Below are 15,632 nucleotides of genomic sequence, written 5' to 3'. Positions count from 1 at the left end.
GGACGTACGGCGCCCGCGGTTCCGATGCGCTGTTCGGCCAGGCCCGGAGGGTCAGGCCGACTTGCGGCTGCTGTCCCGGGGATGAATCGCGATGTTCATCGCACCGGAGCGCAGCACCGCCAGGCGCTCCTCGAGGACCTCTTCGAGTTCCTCACGGGTGCGCCGCTCCATCAGCATGTCCCAATGCGTACGCGCGGGCTTGCCCTTCTTCTCTTCCGGGACATCGCCGTCCACGAGGAGTGCCTGGGCCCCGCAGACCTTGCACTCCCACTCCGGCGGGATCTCCGCCTCGACCGAGAAGGGCATCTCGAACCGGTGCCCCTTCTCGCATGCGTACTCCACGGCCTGGCGCGGAGCCAAGTCGATGCCGCGGTCCGTCTCGTAGCTGGTCACCACGAGGCGCGTGCCGCGAAGAGCTCGCTCACTCATGAATCGTGCCTCCCGGGCTTGTCGCCCACAGGACAGGTGTCGCTGTCGTCGTCATCCGGTCAACGTCCGGTCGGCGGTAAAGATTCCCGTTCCGAGTCCCGTTCCGGGTCATGCGTCGCCGTCGTAGCCGCAGCCTTGTCAACCCTTGCAGTACCCACCAGCGCCCGGTTTGTCACATCTGCTAGCAGATGTAACCTAGCGTTTCGGCATCTTTGACGCGCAGTAACGGTACGCCTGGCAGGCCAAACGCGTACACTACAGCCCTTTCGCGCCGAGTGCTAAATCCTGTCAGGAACCGGATTCCCCGCTTCGCGGATCGCACGCCCCACGGGTACCCGGGCGAGCAGCACGAATCCGATGACGAAGAAGCCCACCAACGAGATGATCGCGTCCCGGTAGCTCCCGGTCAGCTGGTAGGTGAGCCCGAACAGCAGCGGGCCGAGCCAGCTCATGCCGCGGTCGCTCATCTCGTACGCGGAGAAGTATTCGGCCTCCTTCCCGGGCGGGACGAGATGGGAGAACAGGGAGCGGGACAGCGCCTGGCTGCCGCCGAGGACCAGGCCGATCCCGGCCGCCAGGACGAAGAACCACACCGGCGCCCCGGCCGGCAGGAAGTACCCGGCCGCCAGCGTCAACGTCCACGCGACGAGCGAGCCGAGGATCGTGCGCTTGGCCCCGTACGTCCGGGCCAGCCGGCCCATCGCCAGGGCGCCCGCCACCGCCAGCACCTGCACCAGCAGGATGGCGCCGATCAGGGTGGACTGCCCGAGGCCCAGTTCCTCCGAGCCGTAGACCGAGGCCTGGGAGATCACCGTCTGGACGCCGTCGTTGTAGACGAGGTACGCGAGCAGGAAGGCCAGGGTCAGGGGGTGGCGGCGCATGTCGCGGACGGTCGCCGCGAGCTGCCGGAAGCCGGGGAGGGGCGTCTCGCGCGCGGCGGACCTGCGGTCGCGCAGCCGCCGCAGCGGGATGAGGGCGAACGCGCCCCACCACAGGCCGGCCGACGCCAGGCAGATGCGGACCGCCGTGCTCTCGGAGATGCCGAAGCTCTCGTGCCCGGTGTAGAGGACGAGATTGACGACAAGGACCAGAGATCCCGCCGCGTAGCCGAAGGCCCAGCCGCGGGAGGAGACCGCGTCCCGTTGTTCGGGCGGGGCGATCTGCGGCAGGTAGGAGTTGTAGAGCATCATCGCCACGGACTGCGCCGCGTTCGCGACGACCAGCAGGGCCCCGCCCAGCAGATAGCGGTCGCCGTCCAGGAAGAACATGGCCGCCGTGGCCGTGGCCCCCAGATAGGCGGCGGCCGCGAGGAGGGGCTTCTTGCGGCCGGTGCGGTCGGCGGCGGCACCGACCAGGGGCATCACCAGCACGGCCACGATCACCGACAGGGACACCGAGTAGGCGAAGAAGGACCCTGCGCGCACCGGGATCCCGAGGGGGTGGACATACCCGTCGGCATCGGCCGCCGACTCGGCGACCGATGTCAGATAGGGGCCCAGGAAGACGGTGAGCACGCTCGTCGAGTAGACGGAGCACGCCCAGTCGTAGAAGTACCAGCCGCGCTGCTCGCGTCTGAGATCAGCCGCCCCGTCGTCCGGCGGTGTCCGCACGGTGTCGGTGCCCACCCGTGCCCTCGCTTCCCCGTGAACGCGCGGAGGCGGCGGGGCGGGGTGTCAGACCCAGACGCCGCGGTCCTCCATGACCTTGCGCAACGTGTCGATGTGATCGGTCATGATGCCATCCACACCCAGGTCCAGAAGCCGGTGCATGCTCTCGGGCTCGTTGACGGTCCACACATGCACCTGGAGCCCGCGCGCGTGGGCCGCGTGCAGGAAGCGGTGGTCCACGACCTGGATGCCGGACTGCATCTCGGGGACCTGGGCGGCGACCGCCGAGCGGCGCACCGCCGCGGGCAGCCCCCAGGAGCGCAGCCGCAGACCGAGCACGCCCCGGGTGCCGTACGACGTGGCCAGGCGCGGGCCGGCCAGCCGCTGGGCGCGCACCACGCGTGCCTCGGAGAACGAGCCGAGGCAGATCCGGTCCCAGGAGTCCGTCCGGCCGACCAGGTCAAGGAAGGGCAGCAGGGCGGCCTCCGCCTTGACGTCGACGTTCCAGCGCACGTCGGGGAAGGTCTCCAGGAGTTCCTCGAAGAGGGGCAGCGGTTCCTCACCCGCCACGCGCGCGTGCCGTACGTCGTGCCACGGCAGGTCCGCGATCCGGCCCGCGCCGTCCGTCACCCGGTCCAGGGTCGCGTCGTGGAAGGCCACGAGCTTGCCGTCCCGGGTGGCGTGAACATCGGTCTCGATGTACCGGTAGCCAGCCTCGACGGCACACCGGAACTGCCGCACCGTGTTCTCCAGGCCGTCTGCGGCCCCGCCCCGGTGGGCGAAGGCGATCGGGCCGGGGTGGTCGAGATAGGGATGGCGTATCCGCGGGGTCACGGACGCAGTATCGCTCCTCGGGGTTGACCGGTGGCAACGACCGTGCTGCCGCCGGATGCCGCGGGGACGGCGAACACGCGCAGGAACAGCTGGGCGAGCGGGCCGATGGAGACCGCGTAGAGCAGGGTGCCGATGCCGACGGTGCCGCCCAGGGCGAAGCCCGTCGCCACGACTGTGAACTCGATGGCCGTGCGCACCAGGCGGATCGAGACCCCGGTGCGCTGGTGCAGGCCCGTCATCAGGCCGTCGCGCGGCCCCGGGCCGAAACGCGCCGCGATGTACAGGCCGGTCGCCGCGCCGTTCAGGACGATCCCCGTCACCATCAGCGTCACGCGCGCCACCGGGCCGTGCGCGTCGGGCACCAGGGCCAGCGTCGCGTCCATGGCCATGCCGATGACCAGCACGTTGGAGACCGTGCCCAGGCCCGGCCGCTGGCGCAGCGGGATCCAGGTGAGCAGCACCGCCGCGCCCACGATCGTCAGCACCACGCCGATCGACAGCCCCGTCCGCTCGGCGAGGCCCTGGTGCAGCACGTTCCACGGCTCCAGCCCGAGCCCCGACCGGACGAGCAGCGCCGAACTCGCGCCGTACAGCGCGAGGCCTGCATAGAGCTGGATCAGCCGCCGGGTGAGGTGGCGCCGCGTGGACATGATGTGCTCCCCTGGTGTAAGTGGACTGATGCATGACACCCTGTGGCTTGGATGGAGAGGTCATCCATGGCCAATCCGGGGAAGGTGGACTGATTCCGATGGCTCAGTGGACTTCGGCCGTGGGGCCGGCGCAGCTGGCCCGGCTGCTCAACTCCCAGCAGGAGCGCCCGGCAGGGCCCGGCACACGCCGGCCGCCCGCCTACCGCGCGCTCGCCGACGGCATCCGCCTGCTGGTGCTCGAAGGACGGATCCCGGTCGCCGCCAGGCTGCCCGCCGAGCGGGAACTCGCCCTCTCCCTGACCGTCAGCCGTACGACGGTCGCCGCCGCGTACGAGGCGCTGCGTGGCGAGGGCTTCCTGGAGTCCCGGCGCGGCGCGGGCAGCTGGACCGCCGTGCCGGCCGGGAACCCGCTGCCCGCGCGCGGCCTGGAACCGCTGCCGCCCGAGACCCTCGGCTCGATGATCGACCTGGGCTGTGCGGCGCTGCCTGCCCCCGAGCCGTGGCTGACCCGGGCCGTGCAGGGCGCCCTGGAGGAACTGCCGCCGTACGCGCACACGCACGGCGACTATCCCGCCGGGCTGCCGGCGCTGCGGTCGATGATCGCCGAGCGGTACACCGCGCGCGGGATCCCGACCATGCCCGAGCAGATCATGGTGACGACCGGGGCGATGGGCGCGATCGACGCGATCTGCCATCTGTTCGCCGGGCGGGGCGAGCGCATCGCCGTCGAGTCGCCCTCGTACGCCAACATCCTCCAGCTGATGCGGGAGGCCGGGGCCCGGCTGGTGCCCGTCGCGATGGCCGAGGGGCTCACCGGCTGGGACATGGACCGCTGGCGGCAGGTCCTGCGGGACGCCGCGCCCCGGATCGCGTACGTGGTCGCCGACTTCCACAACCCGACCGGTGCGCTTGCCGACGAGGATCAGCGGCGGCGGCTGGTGGACGCGGCGCGCTCCGCGGGGACCGTGCTGATCGCCGACGAGACGATGAGCGAGCTGTGGCTCGACCCGGACGTGCGGATGCCGAAGCCGGTGTGCGCCTTCGACCCGGCCGGGTCCACGGTGATCACGGTGGGGTCGGCGAGCAAGGCGTTCTGGGCCGGGATGCGCATCGGCTGGGTGCGGGCGGCGCCGGACGTGATCCGCAGTCTGGTGGCCGCGCGGGCCTACGCCGACCTCGGCACGCCCGTGCTGGAGCAGCTGGCCGTGAACTGGCTGTTCGGGACGGGGGGCTGGGAACAGGCCGTGGAGGTGCGGCGGGAACAGGCGCGGGAGAACCGTGACGAGCTCGTGGCGGCGGTGCGGCGGGAGCTGCCCGGGTGGGAGTTCGAGGTGCCCCGGGGCGGTCTGACGCTGTGGGTGCGGACCGGGGGGCTCTCCGGTTCGCGGCTCGCCGAGGCGGGGGAGCGGGTCGGGGTGCGGGTGCCGTCCGGGCCCCGGTTCGGCGTGGACGGGGCGTTCGAGGGGTATGTGCGGCTGCCGTTCACCGTCGGGGGCGCGGTGGCAGAGGAGGCGGCTGTGCGGTTGGCCGCAGCGGCGCGGATCGTGGAGGAGGGCGGCGCGGGGGCCGGAGAGGCGCCGCGGACGTTCGTGGCGTAGGGCTCCGAGGCTCGGTCGCGCAGAACGTTCAGCTGGCGCCGGGCCGGTGCCGGCGCCCGGCGGGTGTGACCGGGGCGCTAGGTGTGACGCGGTCGCCCGGTGTGGCTCGGTTGCGCCGTGGCTCGGTCGCGCAGAACGTTCAGCTGCCACCGGGCCGGTTTTGGCGCCCGGCGGGGTGACAGGGGCGCCTGGTGTGGCGCGGTCGCCCGGTGTGGCTCGGTTGCGCCGTGGCTGGGTCGCGCAGGGCGGTCAGCTGCCACCGGGCCGGTTTTGGTGCCTGGCGGGCGTGACCGGGGCGCTCGGTGGGGCGCGGTCGCCCGGTGTGGCTCGGTTGCGCCGTGGCTGGGTCGCGCAGAACGTTCAGCTGACGCCGGGCCGGTGCCGGCGCCCGGCGGGCGTGACCGGGGCGCTCGGTGTGACGCGGTCGCCCGGTGTGGCTCGGTTGCGCCGTGGCTCGGTCGCGCAGGGCGGTCAGCTGACGCCGGGCCGGTTTTGGCGCCCGGCGGGGGTGACAGGGGCGCCTGGTGTGACGCGGTCGCCCGGCGTGGTTAGTTCGCCTTCGCTTTCGTCTTCGCGGGCTTCGTCAGAACCGGTACCGGATTCGGGATCGAGTCCTTCGGTTTCGTCAGGACCGGTACCGGATCCGGCACGGGTTGCGGCTTCGGGTCCGTCGTGCGCGGCTTCGCCTCCGTCCCCTCCGGCCCGGGGACCGTCTCCCCGTCCGCCGGTGTCGTGCGCGGCGGCAGGAGGTCCAGGACCGCTTGGCGGTGGGCGTCGGACGTGGCGTCGTCGTAGGGGTTCGGCGTGGCCGGGACCTGGAGGCGGTGGACCGGGCCCAGGCCGAGGCGGGCGTAGCCGCGGCCGGGCGGGACCTCCTCGACGGGGGTGGTGTGCGGGGGCGCGCCCAGGACGGACTCGAGCTGCTCGGCCGTCGCCGGCCCGAGGAGCACGCGCGCGCGGGTGTGCTGCCGCATCGGTTCGCCGAGGGCGTCCATGGCGTCCAGCTGCTCGGCCACGACCACCGTCACGTTCGCCGGGCGGCCGTGCCGGAGCGGGACCTGGAGGAGGGACTGCGGGTCCTTGCGGTCCTGGGCGGCGGCGAGGTGGGTGAACGCCGTCGGACGGTCCAGGAGGATCCACAGGGGACGCTTGGTGTCGTCGGGCGGCGGTTGGCCCTCCTGGTGGGCACGGTTGGCGGCGATCAGGCGGCGCTCGGTCTCGGTCGCTGCCCACTCCAGGCTCGCCAGCACCCCGGGGAGACCGCATTCGACGGCCAGGACGCCGTCCCGGCCGGTCAGGCAGGCGTACTCGCCGGTGCCGCCGCCGTCGACGATCACCACGTCGCCGTGCTGGAGGGCCTGCAGGGCGATGGACCGCAGCAGGGTCGAGGTGCCGGTGCCCGGCTGGCCGAGGGCGAGCAGATGCGGCTCGGTGGAGCGCAGGCCCGTGCGCCAGACGACCGGGGGGACGTCCCGCCGCTGTTCGCCGGATGCCACGGGGAGGGTGCGGTGGACCCGGGTGGGGTCGGTGAAACCGAGGACCGTCTCGCCCGGGGCGGTGACGAAGCGCTGGGCGGCGATGTCGACGGCGAGCGGCACGAGCACGCTGACCGTCAACTGGTTGCCTTCCTCTTCCCACGAGAAGTGGTATTCGCGCCCCTTGCCCGACTTGGCCGCGAGCAGGCCCTCGATCCGGGCGCGGGCCTCGGCCTCGCCGTCGGCGAAGTACGCCGGGTAGTGCAGCACCAGGTGCGAGATCCGGCCGGTGCCGTCGAAGGCGTAGGTGGGGAAGGCCTTCTCCCAGGTGCCGCCGTGGGAGTACAGCGGCTCGGGGTCCTCGGCGGTGGAGAAGTACGGCACGAGCGCCTCGTACAGGGACTGCAGGCGCCGGCTCTGCGACTCGTCGGGCCCGTCGGATGCCGACGCGGCGCGCTCCCGGCCCTGCCATGCGGCCGCCGCCATCAGGGTGATGGCGGCGAGCAGCGGTCCGTACGGCATCAGGGCCACGACGAGGATGACGGAGGCCGCCAGGAACAGCAGCGCTCCCCGTTTCTCCTTGGGCGTCTCGCTCCATCTGCGCCGTCCGGCCGCTGCCAGCCGACGCAGACCGCGCGTGATCGTGATCAGCGGATGGAGGACGTCGGTGGCACTGTCGGCGGCCGTACGGGCCAGCTCCCGGCTCCGGACGAGCTGCGCGCTGCCGTTGCTCAGGATGCGGGGGAGGGGGCGCCGGGCCACTGCTGCCTCCAGAGAGTGCGTACGGGCGGGATGCGTACGGGGTGCGGGGCCGTCAGAACTTGATTCCGCCGAGGAGGCTCGCCAGGCTCTCGCCGCCTGCCTTGATGCTCGGGGCGATGGCCGTGCTGGCCAGGTAGAAGCCGAAGAGCATCGCGACCACGGCGTGCGACGCCTTGAGGCCGTCCTTGCGGAAGAAGATGAAGACGACGATGCCGAGCAGGACCACGCCTGAGATGGAGAGGATCATTTGGGTTCTCCTGGTTCGCGGGGACAGTCACCATGAGTACTTCCAGGCTCACAGGATGTATCCGTACGATAAAAGGTGCAACTGGGTGGAAATCGGGTGGCTTCCCCCGGGCTGCGGCATGGTCCCGGAACCGGTCGAGCTGGGGTGTTGTGCTCGCCCGGGCCTGTGGTGATCTTTACCTCGGGCACATCGGGTCATGTGCCGCGCGAGCCAGTACCCTGGCGATTCACTCGTACGGCTGCACCACTCGCAGACGTGCGCACCAGGCGTGATGAGCAGTGGAGAGGCGGTCCGGCCGATGACCGAAGTCCCCGACCCCGAGGTCGTGGAGCTGGCGACCAAGATCTTCGATCTGGCCCGGCGGGGACGGACCGAGGCGCTCGTGGCGTATGTCGACGCGGGTGTTCCGGCCAACCTCACCAATGACCGCGGCGACTCGCTCGTGATGCTCGCCGCCTATCACGGCCACTCCGACGCGGTGCGCGCCCTGCTCGCCCGCGGCGCCGAGGCCGACCGGGTGAACGACCGAGGCCAGACCCCGCTCGCGGGAGCCGCCTTCAAGGGTGAGACGGACGTGATCAAGGCCCTCCTGGAGGGCGGTGCCGACCCGTCCGCCGGCACGCCCTCGGCCGTCGACACGGCCCGGATGTTCGGCCGGACGGAATTGCTCGAACTGTTCGGCGAGCGCTGAGCCGACCAGTCTGACCTGGAACGACACAGAAAACGGGGGAGGCGGTACAGGGCCGCCGAAATTTCGGTCGCGGCAGACGGAAGTGCCGAGTCATCATGACGACGTGGTTCACGGACGTGATGGTTGGGCAGGTGTTGCCGCACCGCGCGGGCCGTGACGCGGTCCGCAGGGGCCACCGACGAGAGGCAGAGGAAGATGGTCTACAGCAAGCAGGAAACGGCGGGCACTCCGACGTGTTGTCGCGCGGCCAGGTAGTACACGTCCCCGGTTGCGTCGACGCTTGATGTGAGGCTGTTTCCCATGTTCGATCCGGTCATAGCGCCCAGCGGTACGCTGCTCGGCCTGCTTCAGCGGGGCCGCGGCGACGGCACGCTGCACGCGCTCACCGCCCCGCGCCCCGAGGCGCTCGCGGCGTTGAACCACTGTGTGCTGCGCGATCCCCGCCACGACTGGCAGGTGGAGAACCGCTCCCTCTACTACGCCCGCCTCTACCTCGACCTGAACGGCGAGCTGGACGCGATCGAGGCCCATCTCTTCGACGCCGAGGACGTCCTCGACACCGAGGAGTCACGCACCGGGCTCGCTCTCGCCGTCCTCGGGCACCTCGCCTCCTACGGCAGGCGGGACGCGCTCGAACTGCTGCGCAGGTACGCCGCCCACGGCTCGAACTGGGCCTGGGCCCTCGACGAACTCGCCCTCAGGGACGACGACGCGGGCCTGCGGGCCCTCGCCGCGCCCGTCCTCGCCCGGTTCCCGGCCGATCCGGAGGGCGAGGCCCAACTGGCCGCCACCGTCCGCGACGCCTTCGAGCCCAGGCCGTGGCGGCTGTGGGCCGACGATCCCCGCGAATCCATCTCCGCACGCGTGCGTGCCGCCCACGAGACAGGCTCCTTCGACCGCTGGCAGCGGCAGATGCGGCCGACGGGCCCGCGCCCCGGATGGAGCGTGCAGGCCGTATTCGAATGGGCCCAGCAGGGCCTCGACCGGGGCGCCGCACTCCACGTCCCGGCCGCCCGCTGCCTCACCGCCGTGGCAGGGCCCGAGGACCGGGCCGAGATCGTCCAGGCAGCGAAGGACGGCGGCGACGGCGCCCGGTGCACCGCACTGCGCTATCTCGCCGAGAGCAACGATCCCGATGCCCTCGACCTGATCGAGGGCGCCGTGGCCACCGGCTCGACGGTCGTCGTGGAGGCCGCCGTCGACGCCTTCGAACGGATGCGCAGTCTCACGGCGGTGGACCGGGCGCGCGGCTGGGCGCACCGGCCCGACGAGCTGGGCGCCGCCGCCGGACGCGTCCTCGCCTGCCTGGGCGGGGTGCACGACCGGGACCTGGTCCTCGCGGCGCTACGGGAGGCGGTGCGCGGCGAAGGCCCCGACGCGCCGACCCTGTGGACGCTGGTCGACGGCACCGGACGGCTCGGCATCGCCTGCGCCGCACCCGTGCTCCGCCACGTCTACCGCGAGACCGCCTCCTCCCATCTGCGCGGCCGGGCCGCCCGGGCCCTCGCCGCCACCGACCCCTCCTTCGCCACCGGCTTCGCCGTCGAATGCCTGTGGGACTGCGAGGAGACCACCCGTGAACTCGCCGCCCGGCACGCCGAGACCGGCGACACCCGGGTTGTGGAGCGACTGCGCAGGCTCGCCGCCGACCCGGCCGAGGAGGCCGAGGTCCAGACCGCCGTACGCAGCCGGATCGGTCCCGAGGAGTCCGCTGTGTGACCCCCCTCCGGCAGGACGCCGGGGCGCATTCAGGCCGCCCGGGTGAACGCGGGGTGACTCGCGGGTCAGGAGCGTATGGACGCGGCCTGACCTGCGCGGGTGCACCTCAGAACGCTCATAGGACGTTCCTCGTTCGGAAAGATCCACGTTGACGCGGCCACGTCCGGCCCGGCGACAACACCGGTATGCGTGTCGTCATCGTGACCGAATCCTTTCCCCCCGACGTGAACGGCGTGGCCCACTGCGCGCTCCAGACCGCCCGGCACCTCGTCGATCGCGGTCACACTCCCGTCGTCGTGGCCCCGGCCCCGGCGCCCGGGAACAAGCCCGACGCCTCCGCGCCGTGCCGCGTCGTCCACGTCCCCTCCCTCCCGCTCCCCGGCTACCCCCAGGTCCGCGTCGCCCTCCCCAGCCGCCGCCTGGCCGCCACCCTCATCGAGCACCGTGCCGATGTCGTCCACCTCGCCAGCCCCTTCGTCCTCGGCGTGCGCGGCATGGCCGCCGCCGCCCGCCTCGGCATCCCCGCCGTCGCCGTCTACCAGACCGACCTGGCCGGATACGCCCGTACGTACATGGGCGCCGGAGAGGCCGCCGCCTGGCGGCGCATCCGCTCCGTCCACGGCGCCGCCGACCTCACCCTCGCCCCCTCCAGCGCCGCCCTGAAGGACCTGGAGACCCACGGTGTGCCCCGGGTCAAGCTGTGGCCGCGCGGGGTGGACACCGAACGTTTCCGGCCGGACCGCCGCGACGAGGCCCTGCGCCGTGAGCTGGCCCCGGGCGGCGAGCTGATCGTCGGCTACGTCGGCCGGCTCGCCCCCGAGAAGCAGGTCGAACTCCTCGCCGGTGCCTGCGGCCTGGACGGCGTCCGGGTCGTGATCGTCGGCGACGGCCCCAGCCGGCCCGGCCTGGAGCAGGCGCTGCCCGGCGCGGTCTTCCTCGGCCGCCGGACCGGTGACGATCTCGCCCGGGTCTTCGCCTCGTTCGACGTCTTCGCGCACACGGGCCCCTTCGAGACCTTCTGCCAGACCGTGCAGGAGGCCATGGCCAGCGGTCTGCCGGTCGTGGCGCCCGCCGCGGGCGGGCCGCTGGACCTGGTCGCGCACGGACAGACCGGGCTGCTCGTGCCGCCGCGCGACGCGACCGCGGTACGCGACGCGGTGCGGTCCCTGGCCGCCGATCCCGGACTGCGGGCCGCCTTCGGCGCCGCCGGACGCGCCACGGTCGAGGGCCGCACCTGGGCGGCCGTCGGCGACCAGCTGATCGGGCACTACACGAACGTGCTCGCCGGGCGCAGGACGGTGGTGGCGGCATGAGCGCGGGAAACGGGACCGGCCAGGCGCTGCGGATCGTCCGGCTCGCCAACTTCGTCGCGCCCGCGTCCGGCGGTCTGCGCACCGCCCTGCGCGAACTCGGCAAGGGCTTCAAGGCGGCGGGACACGAGCCCGTCCTCGTCGTCCCCGGCGAGCGGACGAGCGACCGCGAGACCGAGCAGGGGCGGGTGATCACCCTCCCCGGGCCGCTGCTGCCCGGCACCGGCGGCTACCGCGTCCTCGCCGACAAGCGCCGGGTGGCCCGGCTCCTGGAGGAACTCGCGCCGGACCGTCTCGAGGTGTCCGACCGTACGACCCTCAGGTGGACCGGCAAGTGGGCGCGGCGCGCCCGGGTCCCGGCCGTGATGGTCTCCCACGAGACGGCCGACGGCGTGCTGCGCACCTGGGGCCTGCCCGAGGGGGCCGCCCGGCGTGCCGCCGACGCCCTCAACGTCCGTACGGCCCACACCTACGCGCGCGTGGTGTGCACCACCGAGTTCGCCGAGCGCGAGTTCGTACGGATCGGGGCACGCAACGTCGTCCGGGCCCCGCTGGGCGTCGACCTGGTGCAGCGGCACCCGGCGCTGCGCGATCCGGAGCTGCGGGCGCGGCACGCGCGCGGGGACGAGACGCTGCTCGTGATGTGCTCGCGGCTGTCCGTGGAGAAGCGGCCCGGCACGGCGCTGGACGCCCTGGAGACGCTTCGGCGGCGCGGGCGGCGGGCCGTGCTGGTGGTGGCGGGAGACGGTCCGCTGCGCGCGCGGCTCGAACAGCGGGCACGCGAGAGCGCCTTGCCGGTCACCTTCCTCGGCCATGTCTCCGACCGCGGGATGCTCGGCGCGCTCCAGGCGTCCGCCGATGTCGCCCTGGCGCCGGGGCCCGCCGAGACCTTCGGGCTCGCCGCGCTGGAGGCCATGGCCTGCGGCACGCCTGTAGTGGCCAGCGCGTCGTCAGCGCTGTCCGAGGTGATCGGCTCCGCCGGGGCCGTCGCCGCGGACCACGGGGACGCCTTCGCGGACGCCGTGGACCTCCTGCTGGAAGGCCTGGAGGCGGACCGGCGCGAGGCCGCACGCGCGCGTGCGGAGTGCTTCGGCTGGAACGCGGCGGTCGACGCCTTCGTCGCCGCGCACGACGCGGCCGTCCCGGTGCGCCCGTACGTGCCCGGAGGCGTGGCATGAGACCCCCGCGGTTCGTGGGAGGCCCGAGTTTCGTGGCCCTCGGCGACTCGCTGACCGAGGGCGTGGGCGATCCCGTCGGCGAGGGGTGGCGCGGCTGGGCCGCGCTGCTCGCCGACGGGCTCGCCGAGGGGCCGGCCCGGTTCGCCAACCTCGCGGTGAGCGGGGCGCAGACCCGGGACGTGCTGGAGCGGCAGCTGCCTGCCGCGCTGGAACTGCGGCCCGAGCTGGTGTCCGTCGTCGTCGGCGTCAACGACACCCTGCGCTGCACCTTCGACATCCAGGCCGTGGCGGCCCGGCTCGACCGGGTGTACCAGGCCTGCACCGAACAGGGCGCGGTCCTGCTCACCGCGTGTCTGCCCGACCCGGGCACGATGCTCGGGCTGCCGGGGGCGCTGGCCCACCCGTTGGCCCGGCGGCAGCGCGCCGTGAACGCGGTCGTCCATGCCCTGTCCGAGCGGTACGAAGCCCTGCATCTGCACGCGTGCGAGGGCGACTGGACCACGGACCGCGCCATGTGGAGCGCGGACCGGCTGCACCCCGGTGAGCGGGGACACCGGCAACTGGCCCTGCGCTTCCACGCCCTGCTCGCGGAGCACGGCCTCGCGACGGGGCCCGCGCCCTCGCCCGAGCCGGATTTCCCCGTTCCGACGAAGTCGGCGAGCCTGTGGTGGCTGGCCACGGCCGGTACCGGCTGGGTGGCCCGCCGGTGCACCGATCTGCTGCCCCAGCTCCTGACCCTGGCGGCCGACGAACTGCGGCACCGCGCCCGCGGTACCAGCGCCCGGCTCGACCTGCGGGCCTCCGCGGCGGTGTCGGCCGCACTGGCCGCGCTGTCGGTGGCGGAGCCAGCGGACGCCGCCTGACCCGGTCGGCGGCCTGCTCCTACGGGGTTCAGCGGCGCCGTACGGCCACGAAACGGACCGGCGTGCCCGGGACGGCCTGGGCGGCGGCCGGAAGGTCGGCGGCTCGCACCACCGCGATCACCGGATAACCCCCGGTGGTCGGATGGTCGGCCAGGAACACCACCGGCCTGCCGTCGGGCGGGACCTGGACCGCGCCCAGCACCATGCCCTCGCTGGGGAGTTCACCGTGCCGGGCCCGCTCCAGGGCGGGGCCCTCCGTGCGCAGCCCGATGCGGTTGCCGGCGGCGGACACCCCGTAGGCGTGTGAGACGAAGGCGCGAACGGCCTCCGGCGTGAACCAGTCGTCGCGCGGGCCCAGTGTCACCCGCAGAACCAGTTCGGCCGGCGGCCCGGGCTGCGGGGCGACGTCCACGCGCGCGTACACACCGGCCGGGCGGCCCAGCGGCAGCACCGTGCCGTCCGCGAGCGGGTCCGGGCCGAGCCCCGACAGCAGGTCCGTCGAACGGCTGCCGAGCACGGGCTCTACGGCGACGCCCCCGGAGAGACCCACGTACGCGCGTACGCCCGACACGGCCGGACCGACGTCCAGCAGCGCTCCGGCGGGCACGCGCACCGGCGCACCCCAGGGGACGGGCCGGCCGTCCACCGTGACCCGGCAGTGCGCGCCGGCCACCGCGACCGTGACCGTCGAACGGGGCCGTACGGCACAGCCGTCGAGCGTCGTCTCCAGCACGGCCGCCCCGGGCGGATTGCCGACCAGCCGGTTGACGAGTTCCGCGGCCGGACCGTCCAGGGCTCCGGAGCGGGGGACGCCGAGATGGGCGTGGCCGGGGCGCCCGAGGTCCTGCACGGTGGTCAGGGCCCCGGCGCGTACGACGGCGAGGGCGCGATCCGTCATGGCGCCGCCTCGGGGACGAACCGCACGCGCGTGCCCGGCGACAGCAGAGCGGCCGGCACACGCGCGTGGTCCCACAGGACGGTGTCCGTCGTGCCGATCAGCTGCCAGCCGCCCGGCGACGATCGCGGATACACGCCTGTGTACGGGCCCGCCAAGGCCACCGCCCCGGCGGGGACGGCCGTGCGCGGCGTCGCCCGGCGCGGGACGTCGTAGCGCGACGGCAGCCCGGTGAGATAGCCGAAGCCGGGCGCGAAGCCGCAGAAGGCTACCCGGAACTCCGTCTCCGCGTGGATACGGGCGACCTCCCGCTCCGGAACGCCCCAGTGCGCGGCGACATCGGCCAGGTCCGGGCCGTCATACCTCAGAGGGATCTCGACCACCTCACGCGCGCGTGGGGGCGCGGGCGGCAGTTCGGCGGCGGTCAGTTCGGCGGCCAGCCGGGCGGGGGAGTCGAGGCCGTCGAGGAGGACGGTGCGGGCAGCGGGGACGATCTCGCGAGCTGACAGCGAGCCCTCCGCGCGGCGTCGCAGCAGCTCCGCGTGCAGGGCCTGGGCCTCGTCGCCCGAGGCGACCTCGACGAGCAGCGCGTCCTCGCCGACGGGCCGGACCTTCATACGAAGGCCTCCACCCGGATCCCCGACGTCTCCAGCCGTTCCCGTACCCGGCGCGCCAGCTCCACCGCGCCGGGCGTGTCGCCGTGCAGGCAGAGGGAACGCGCGCGTACCTCGATCCGTGTCCCCGAGTGGGAGGAGACCTCGCCGGAGCGGGCCAGGCTCAGGGACCGCTCCACGACGGCCTCCGGGTCGGTGACCACGGCGCCGTCGTGCGTGCGCGGCACCAGCGTGCCCGCGTCGGTGTACGCGCGGTCCGCGAACGCCTCCGTGACGACCGGCAGTCCGGCCTTGCCCGCCATGTCGAGCAGACGCGAGCCGGGCAGGCCCAGCACGGGCAGCGAGGCATGCGCGAGAAGTACCCCGTCGACGACCGCGGCGGCCTGCTCCTCGTCGTGCACGACCCGGTTGTAGAGCGCGCCGTGCGGTTTGACGTAGGCCACGCGGGAGCCCGCGGCGCGGGCGAAGACCTCCAGGGCGCCGATCTGGTAGGCCACTTCGGCCGCCAGCTCGGCGGGCGGCACGTCCATCGCGCGCCGCCCGAACCCGGCCAGGTCTCGGTAGGACACCTGGGCGCCGATCCGCACCCCGCGCTCGGCCGCCAGCTCGCACACCCGGCGCATGGTGGCCGCGTCCCCCGCATGGAAGCCGCACGCCACATTGGCGCTGGTGACGACGGACAGCAGCCGTTCGTCGTCGGTGAGCCGCCAGCGGCCGAAGCCCTCGCCGAGGTCGGCGTTCAGGTCGATCGAGGTCACGT

15 protein-coding genes are annotated in these 15,632 nt (G+C 73.5%); 6 read left to right on the top strand and 9 right to left on the bottom strand.

The window, feature by feature from the left end; translation table 11 throughout:
• Positions 1-51 precede the first annotated feature (51 nt).
• The 4 genes from ACWIF2_RS28945 to yczE form a co-directional block, all read right to left on the bottom strand.
• Entirely contained in the window at positions 52-429 is a 378-nt protein-coding gene (locus tag ACWIF2_RS28945; protein WP_184597099.1) for an RNA polymerase-binding protein RbpA, read from the bottom strand.
• 278 nt (positions 430-707) lie between these two features.
• Positions 708-2,054, bottom strand: a complete 1,347-nt coding sequence (locus ACWIF2_RS28940; protein WP_454363734.1) for an MFS transporter — start codon at positions 2,052-2,054, stop codon at positions 708-710.
• A gap of 48 nt (positions 2,055-2,102) precedes the next feature.
• Entirely contained in the window at positions 2,103-2,870 is a 768-nt protein-coding gene (locus ACWIF2_RS28935) for a glycerophosphodiester phosphodiesterase (protein ID WP_454363733.1), read from the bottom strand.
• A complete protein-coding gene (gene yczE, locus ACWIF2_RS28930) occupies positions 2,867-3,520 on the bottom strand; it encodes a membrane protein YczE (RefSeq protein WP_454363732.1) in 654 nt (217 codons plus the stop codon). Before yczE ends, ACWIF2_RS28935 begins: the two co-directional genes overlap by 4 nt.
• A 98-nt stretch (positions 3,521-3,618) precedes the next feature.
• Between yczE and ACWIF2_RS28925 the strand changes: the two genes are divergently transcribed.
• On the top strand, positions 3,619-5,118 hold the full coding sequence (locus ACWIF2_RS28925) for an SCO1417 family MocR-like transcription factor (RefSeq protein WP_454363731.1): 1,500 nt from the start codon (positions 3,619-3,621) through the stop codon (positions 5,116-5,118).
• Between the two features lie 548 nt (positions 5,119-5,666).
• Here ACWIF2_RS28925 and ACWIF2_RS28920 read toward each other — a convergent pair.
• A complete protein-coding gene (locus ACWIF2_RS28920; RefSeq protein WP_454363730.1) occupies positions 5,667-7,355 on the bottom strand; it encodes a hypothetical protein in 1,689 nt (562 codons plus the stop codon).
• Positions 7,356-7,407: 52 nt separating this feature from the next.
• Complete coding sequence (locus ACWIF2_RS28915) at positions 7,408-7,602, bottom strand: hypothetical protein (RefSeq protein ID WP_030843336.1); 195 nt, start codon at positions 7,600-7,602, stop codon at positions 7,408-7,410.
• A 298-nt stretch (positions 7,603-7,900) separates the two neighbouring features.
• Here ACWIF2_RS28915 and ACWIF2_RS28910 point away from each other — a divergent pair, with 298 nt between their 5' ends.
• The 5 genes from ACWIF2_RS28910 (at position 7,901) to ACWIF2_RS28890 (ending at position 13,363) form a co-directional block, all read left to right on the top strand.
• Positions 7,901-8,293, top strand: coding sequence for an ankyrin repeat domain-containing protein (locus ACWIF2_RS28910; RefSeq protein WP_184597089.1), 393 nt, complete (start codon positions 7,901-7,903; stop codon positions 8,291-8,293).
• Positions 8,294-8,593: 300 nt separating this feature from the next.
• Entirely contained in the window at positions 8,594-10,012 is a 1,419-nt protein-coding gene (locus tag ACWIF2_RS28905) for a HEAT repeat domain-containing protein (RefSeq protein WP_454363729.1), read from the top strand.
• 185 nt (positions 10,013-10,197) lie between these two features.
• The gene (locus ACWIF2_RS28900; protein ID WP_454363728.1) at positions 10,198-11,325 is read left to right on the top strand and encodes a glycosyltransferase family 4 protein; all 1,128 of its coding nucleotides are present in this window, start codon (positions 10,198-10,200) and stop codon (positions 11,323-11,325) included.
• On the top strand, positions 11,322-12,500 hold the full coding sequence (locus ACWIF2_RS28895) for a glycosyltransferase (RefSeq protein ID WP_454363727.1): 1,179 nt from the start codon (positions 11,322-11,324) through the stop codon (positions 12,498-12,500). The genes ACWIF2_RS28900 and ACWIF2_RS28895 overlap by 4 nt, the downstream gene beginning before the upstream one ends.
• Positions 12,497-13,363 carry an SGNH/GDSL hydrolase family protein gene (locus ACWIF2_RS28890; RefSeq protein ID WP_454363726.1) on the top strand — a complete coding sequence of 289 codons (867 nt, stop codon included), beginning with the start codon at positions 12,497-12,499 and terminating at the stop codon, positions 13,361-13,363. Before ACWIF2_RS28895 ends, ACWIF2_RS28890 begins: the two co-directional genes overlap by 4 nt.
• Positions 13,364-13,391: 28 nt before the next feature.
• On the opposite strand, the gene ACWIF2_RS28885 is transcribed toward ACWIF2_RS28890, so the two are convergent.
• The 3 genes from ACWIF2_RS28885 to ACWIF2_RS28875 are packed head-to-tail and all read right to left on the bottom strand — an operon-like array spanning position 13,392 to position 15,630.
• Positions 13,392-14,261, bottom strand: coding sequence for a 5-oxoprolinase subunit C family protein (locus tag ACWIF2_RS28885; RefSeq protein WP_454363725.1), 870 nt, complete (start codon positions 14,259-14,261; stop codon positions 13,392-13,394).
• Positions 14,258-14,875: a 5-oxoprolinase subunit B family protein gene (locus ACWIF2_RS28880; protein WP_454363724.1), complete on the bottom strand. Its 618-nt coding sequence runs from the start codon at positions 14,873-14,875 to the stop codon at positions 14,258-14,260. The genes ACWIF2_RS28885 and ACWIF2_RS28880 overlap by 4 nt, the downstream gene beginning before the upstream one ends.
• On the bottom strand, positions 14,872-15,630 hold the full coding sequence (locus ACWIF2_RS28875; RefSeq protein ID WP_454363723.1) for a LamB/YcsF family protein: 759 nt from the start codon (positions 15,628-15,630) through the stop codon (positions 14,872-14,874). The genes ACWIF2_RS28880 and ACWIF2_RS28875 overlap by 4 nt, the downstream gene beginning before the upstream one ends.
• Between the last annotated feature and the right edge of the window lie 2 nt (positions 15,631-15,632).

The organism is Streptomyces sp. NPDC055506 (assembly GCF_053643595.1).
This window is presented reverse-complemented; position numbering and strand designations above follow the sequence as displayed.

What these genes read in the sequence shown, in the direction of transcription:
- ACWIF2_RS28890 (WP_454363726.1), top strand. Translation starts at nt 12,497, where the DNA reads ATGAGACCCCCGCGGTTCGTGGGAGGCCCGAGTTTCGTGGCCCTCGGC.
- ACWIF2_RS28910 (WP_184597089.1), top strand. Translation starts at nt 7,901, where the DNA reads ATGACCGAAGTCCCCGACCCCGAGGTCGTGGAGCTGGCGACCAAGATC.
- ACWIF2_RS28925 (WP_454363731.1), top strand. Translation starts at nt 3,619, where the DNA reads ATGGCTCAGTGGACTTCGGCCGTGGGGCCGGCGCAGCTGGCCCGGCTG.
- ACWIF2_RS28885 (WP_454363725.1), bottom strand. Translation starts at nt 14,261, where the DNA reads ATGACGGATCGCGCCCTCGCCGTCGTACGCGCCGGGGCCCTGACCACC.
- ACWIF2_RS28900 (WP_454363728.1), top strand. Translation starts at nt 10,198, where the DNA reads ATGCGTGTCGTCATCGTGACCGAATCCTTTCCCCCCGACGTGAACGGC.
- ACWIF2_RS28880 (WP_454363724.1), bottom strand. Translation starts at nt 14,875, where the DNA reads ATGAAGGTCCGGCCCGTCGGCGAGGACGCGCTGCTCGTCGAGGTCGCC.
- yczE (WP_454363732.1), bottom strand. Translation starts at nt 3,520, where the DNA reads ATGTCCACGCGGCGCCACCTCACCCGGCGGCTGATCCAGCTCTATGCA.
- ACWIF2_RS28895 (WP_454363727.1), top strand. Translation starts at nt 11,322, where the DNA reads ATGAGCGCGGGAAACGGGACCGGCCAGGCGCTGCGGATCGTCCGGCTC.
- ACWIF2_RS28915 (WP_030843336.1), bottom strand. Translation starts at nt 7,602, where the DNA reads ATGATCCTCTCCATCTCAGGCGTGGTCCTGCTCGGCATCGTCGTCTTC.
- ACWIF2_RS28905 (WP_454363729.1), top strand. Translation starts at nt 8,594, where the DNA reads ATGTTCGATCCGGTCATAGCGCCCAGCGGTACGCTGCTCGGCCTGCTT.
- ACWIF2_RS28945 (WP_184597099.1), bottom strand. Translation starts at nt 429, where the DNA reads ATGAGTGAGCGAGCTCTTCGCGGCACGCGCCTCGTGGTGACCAGCTAC.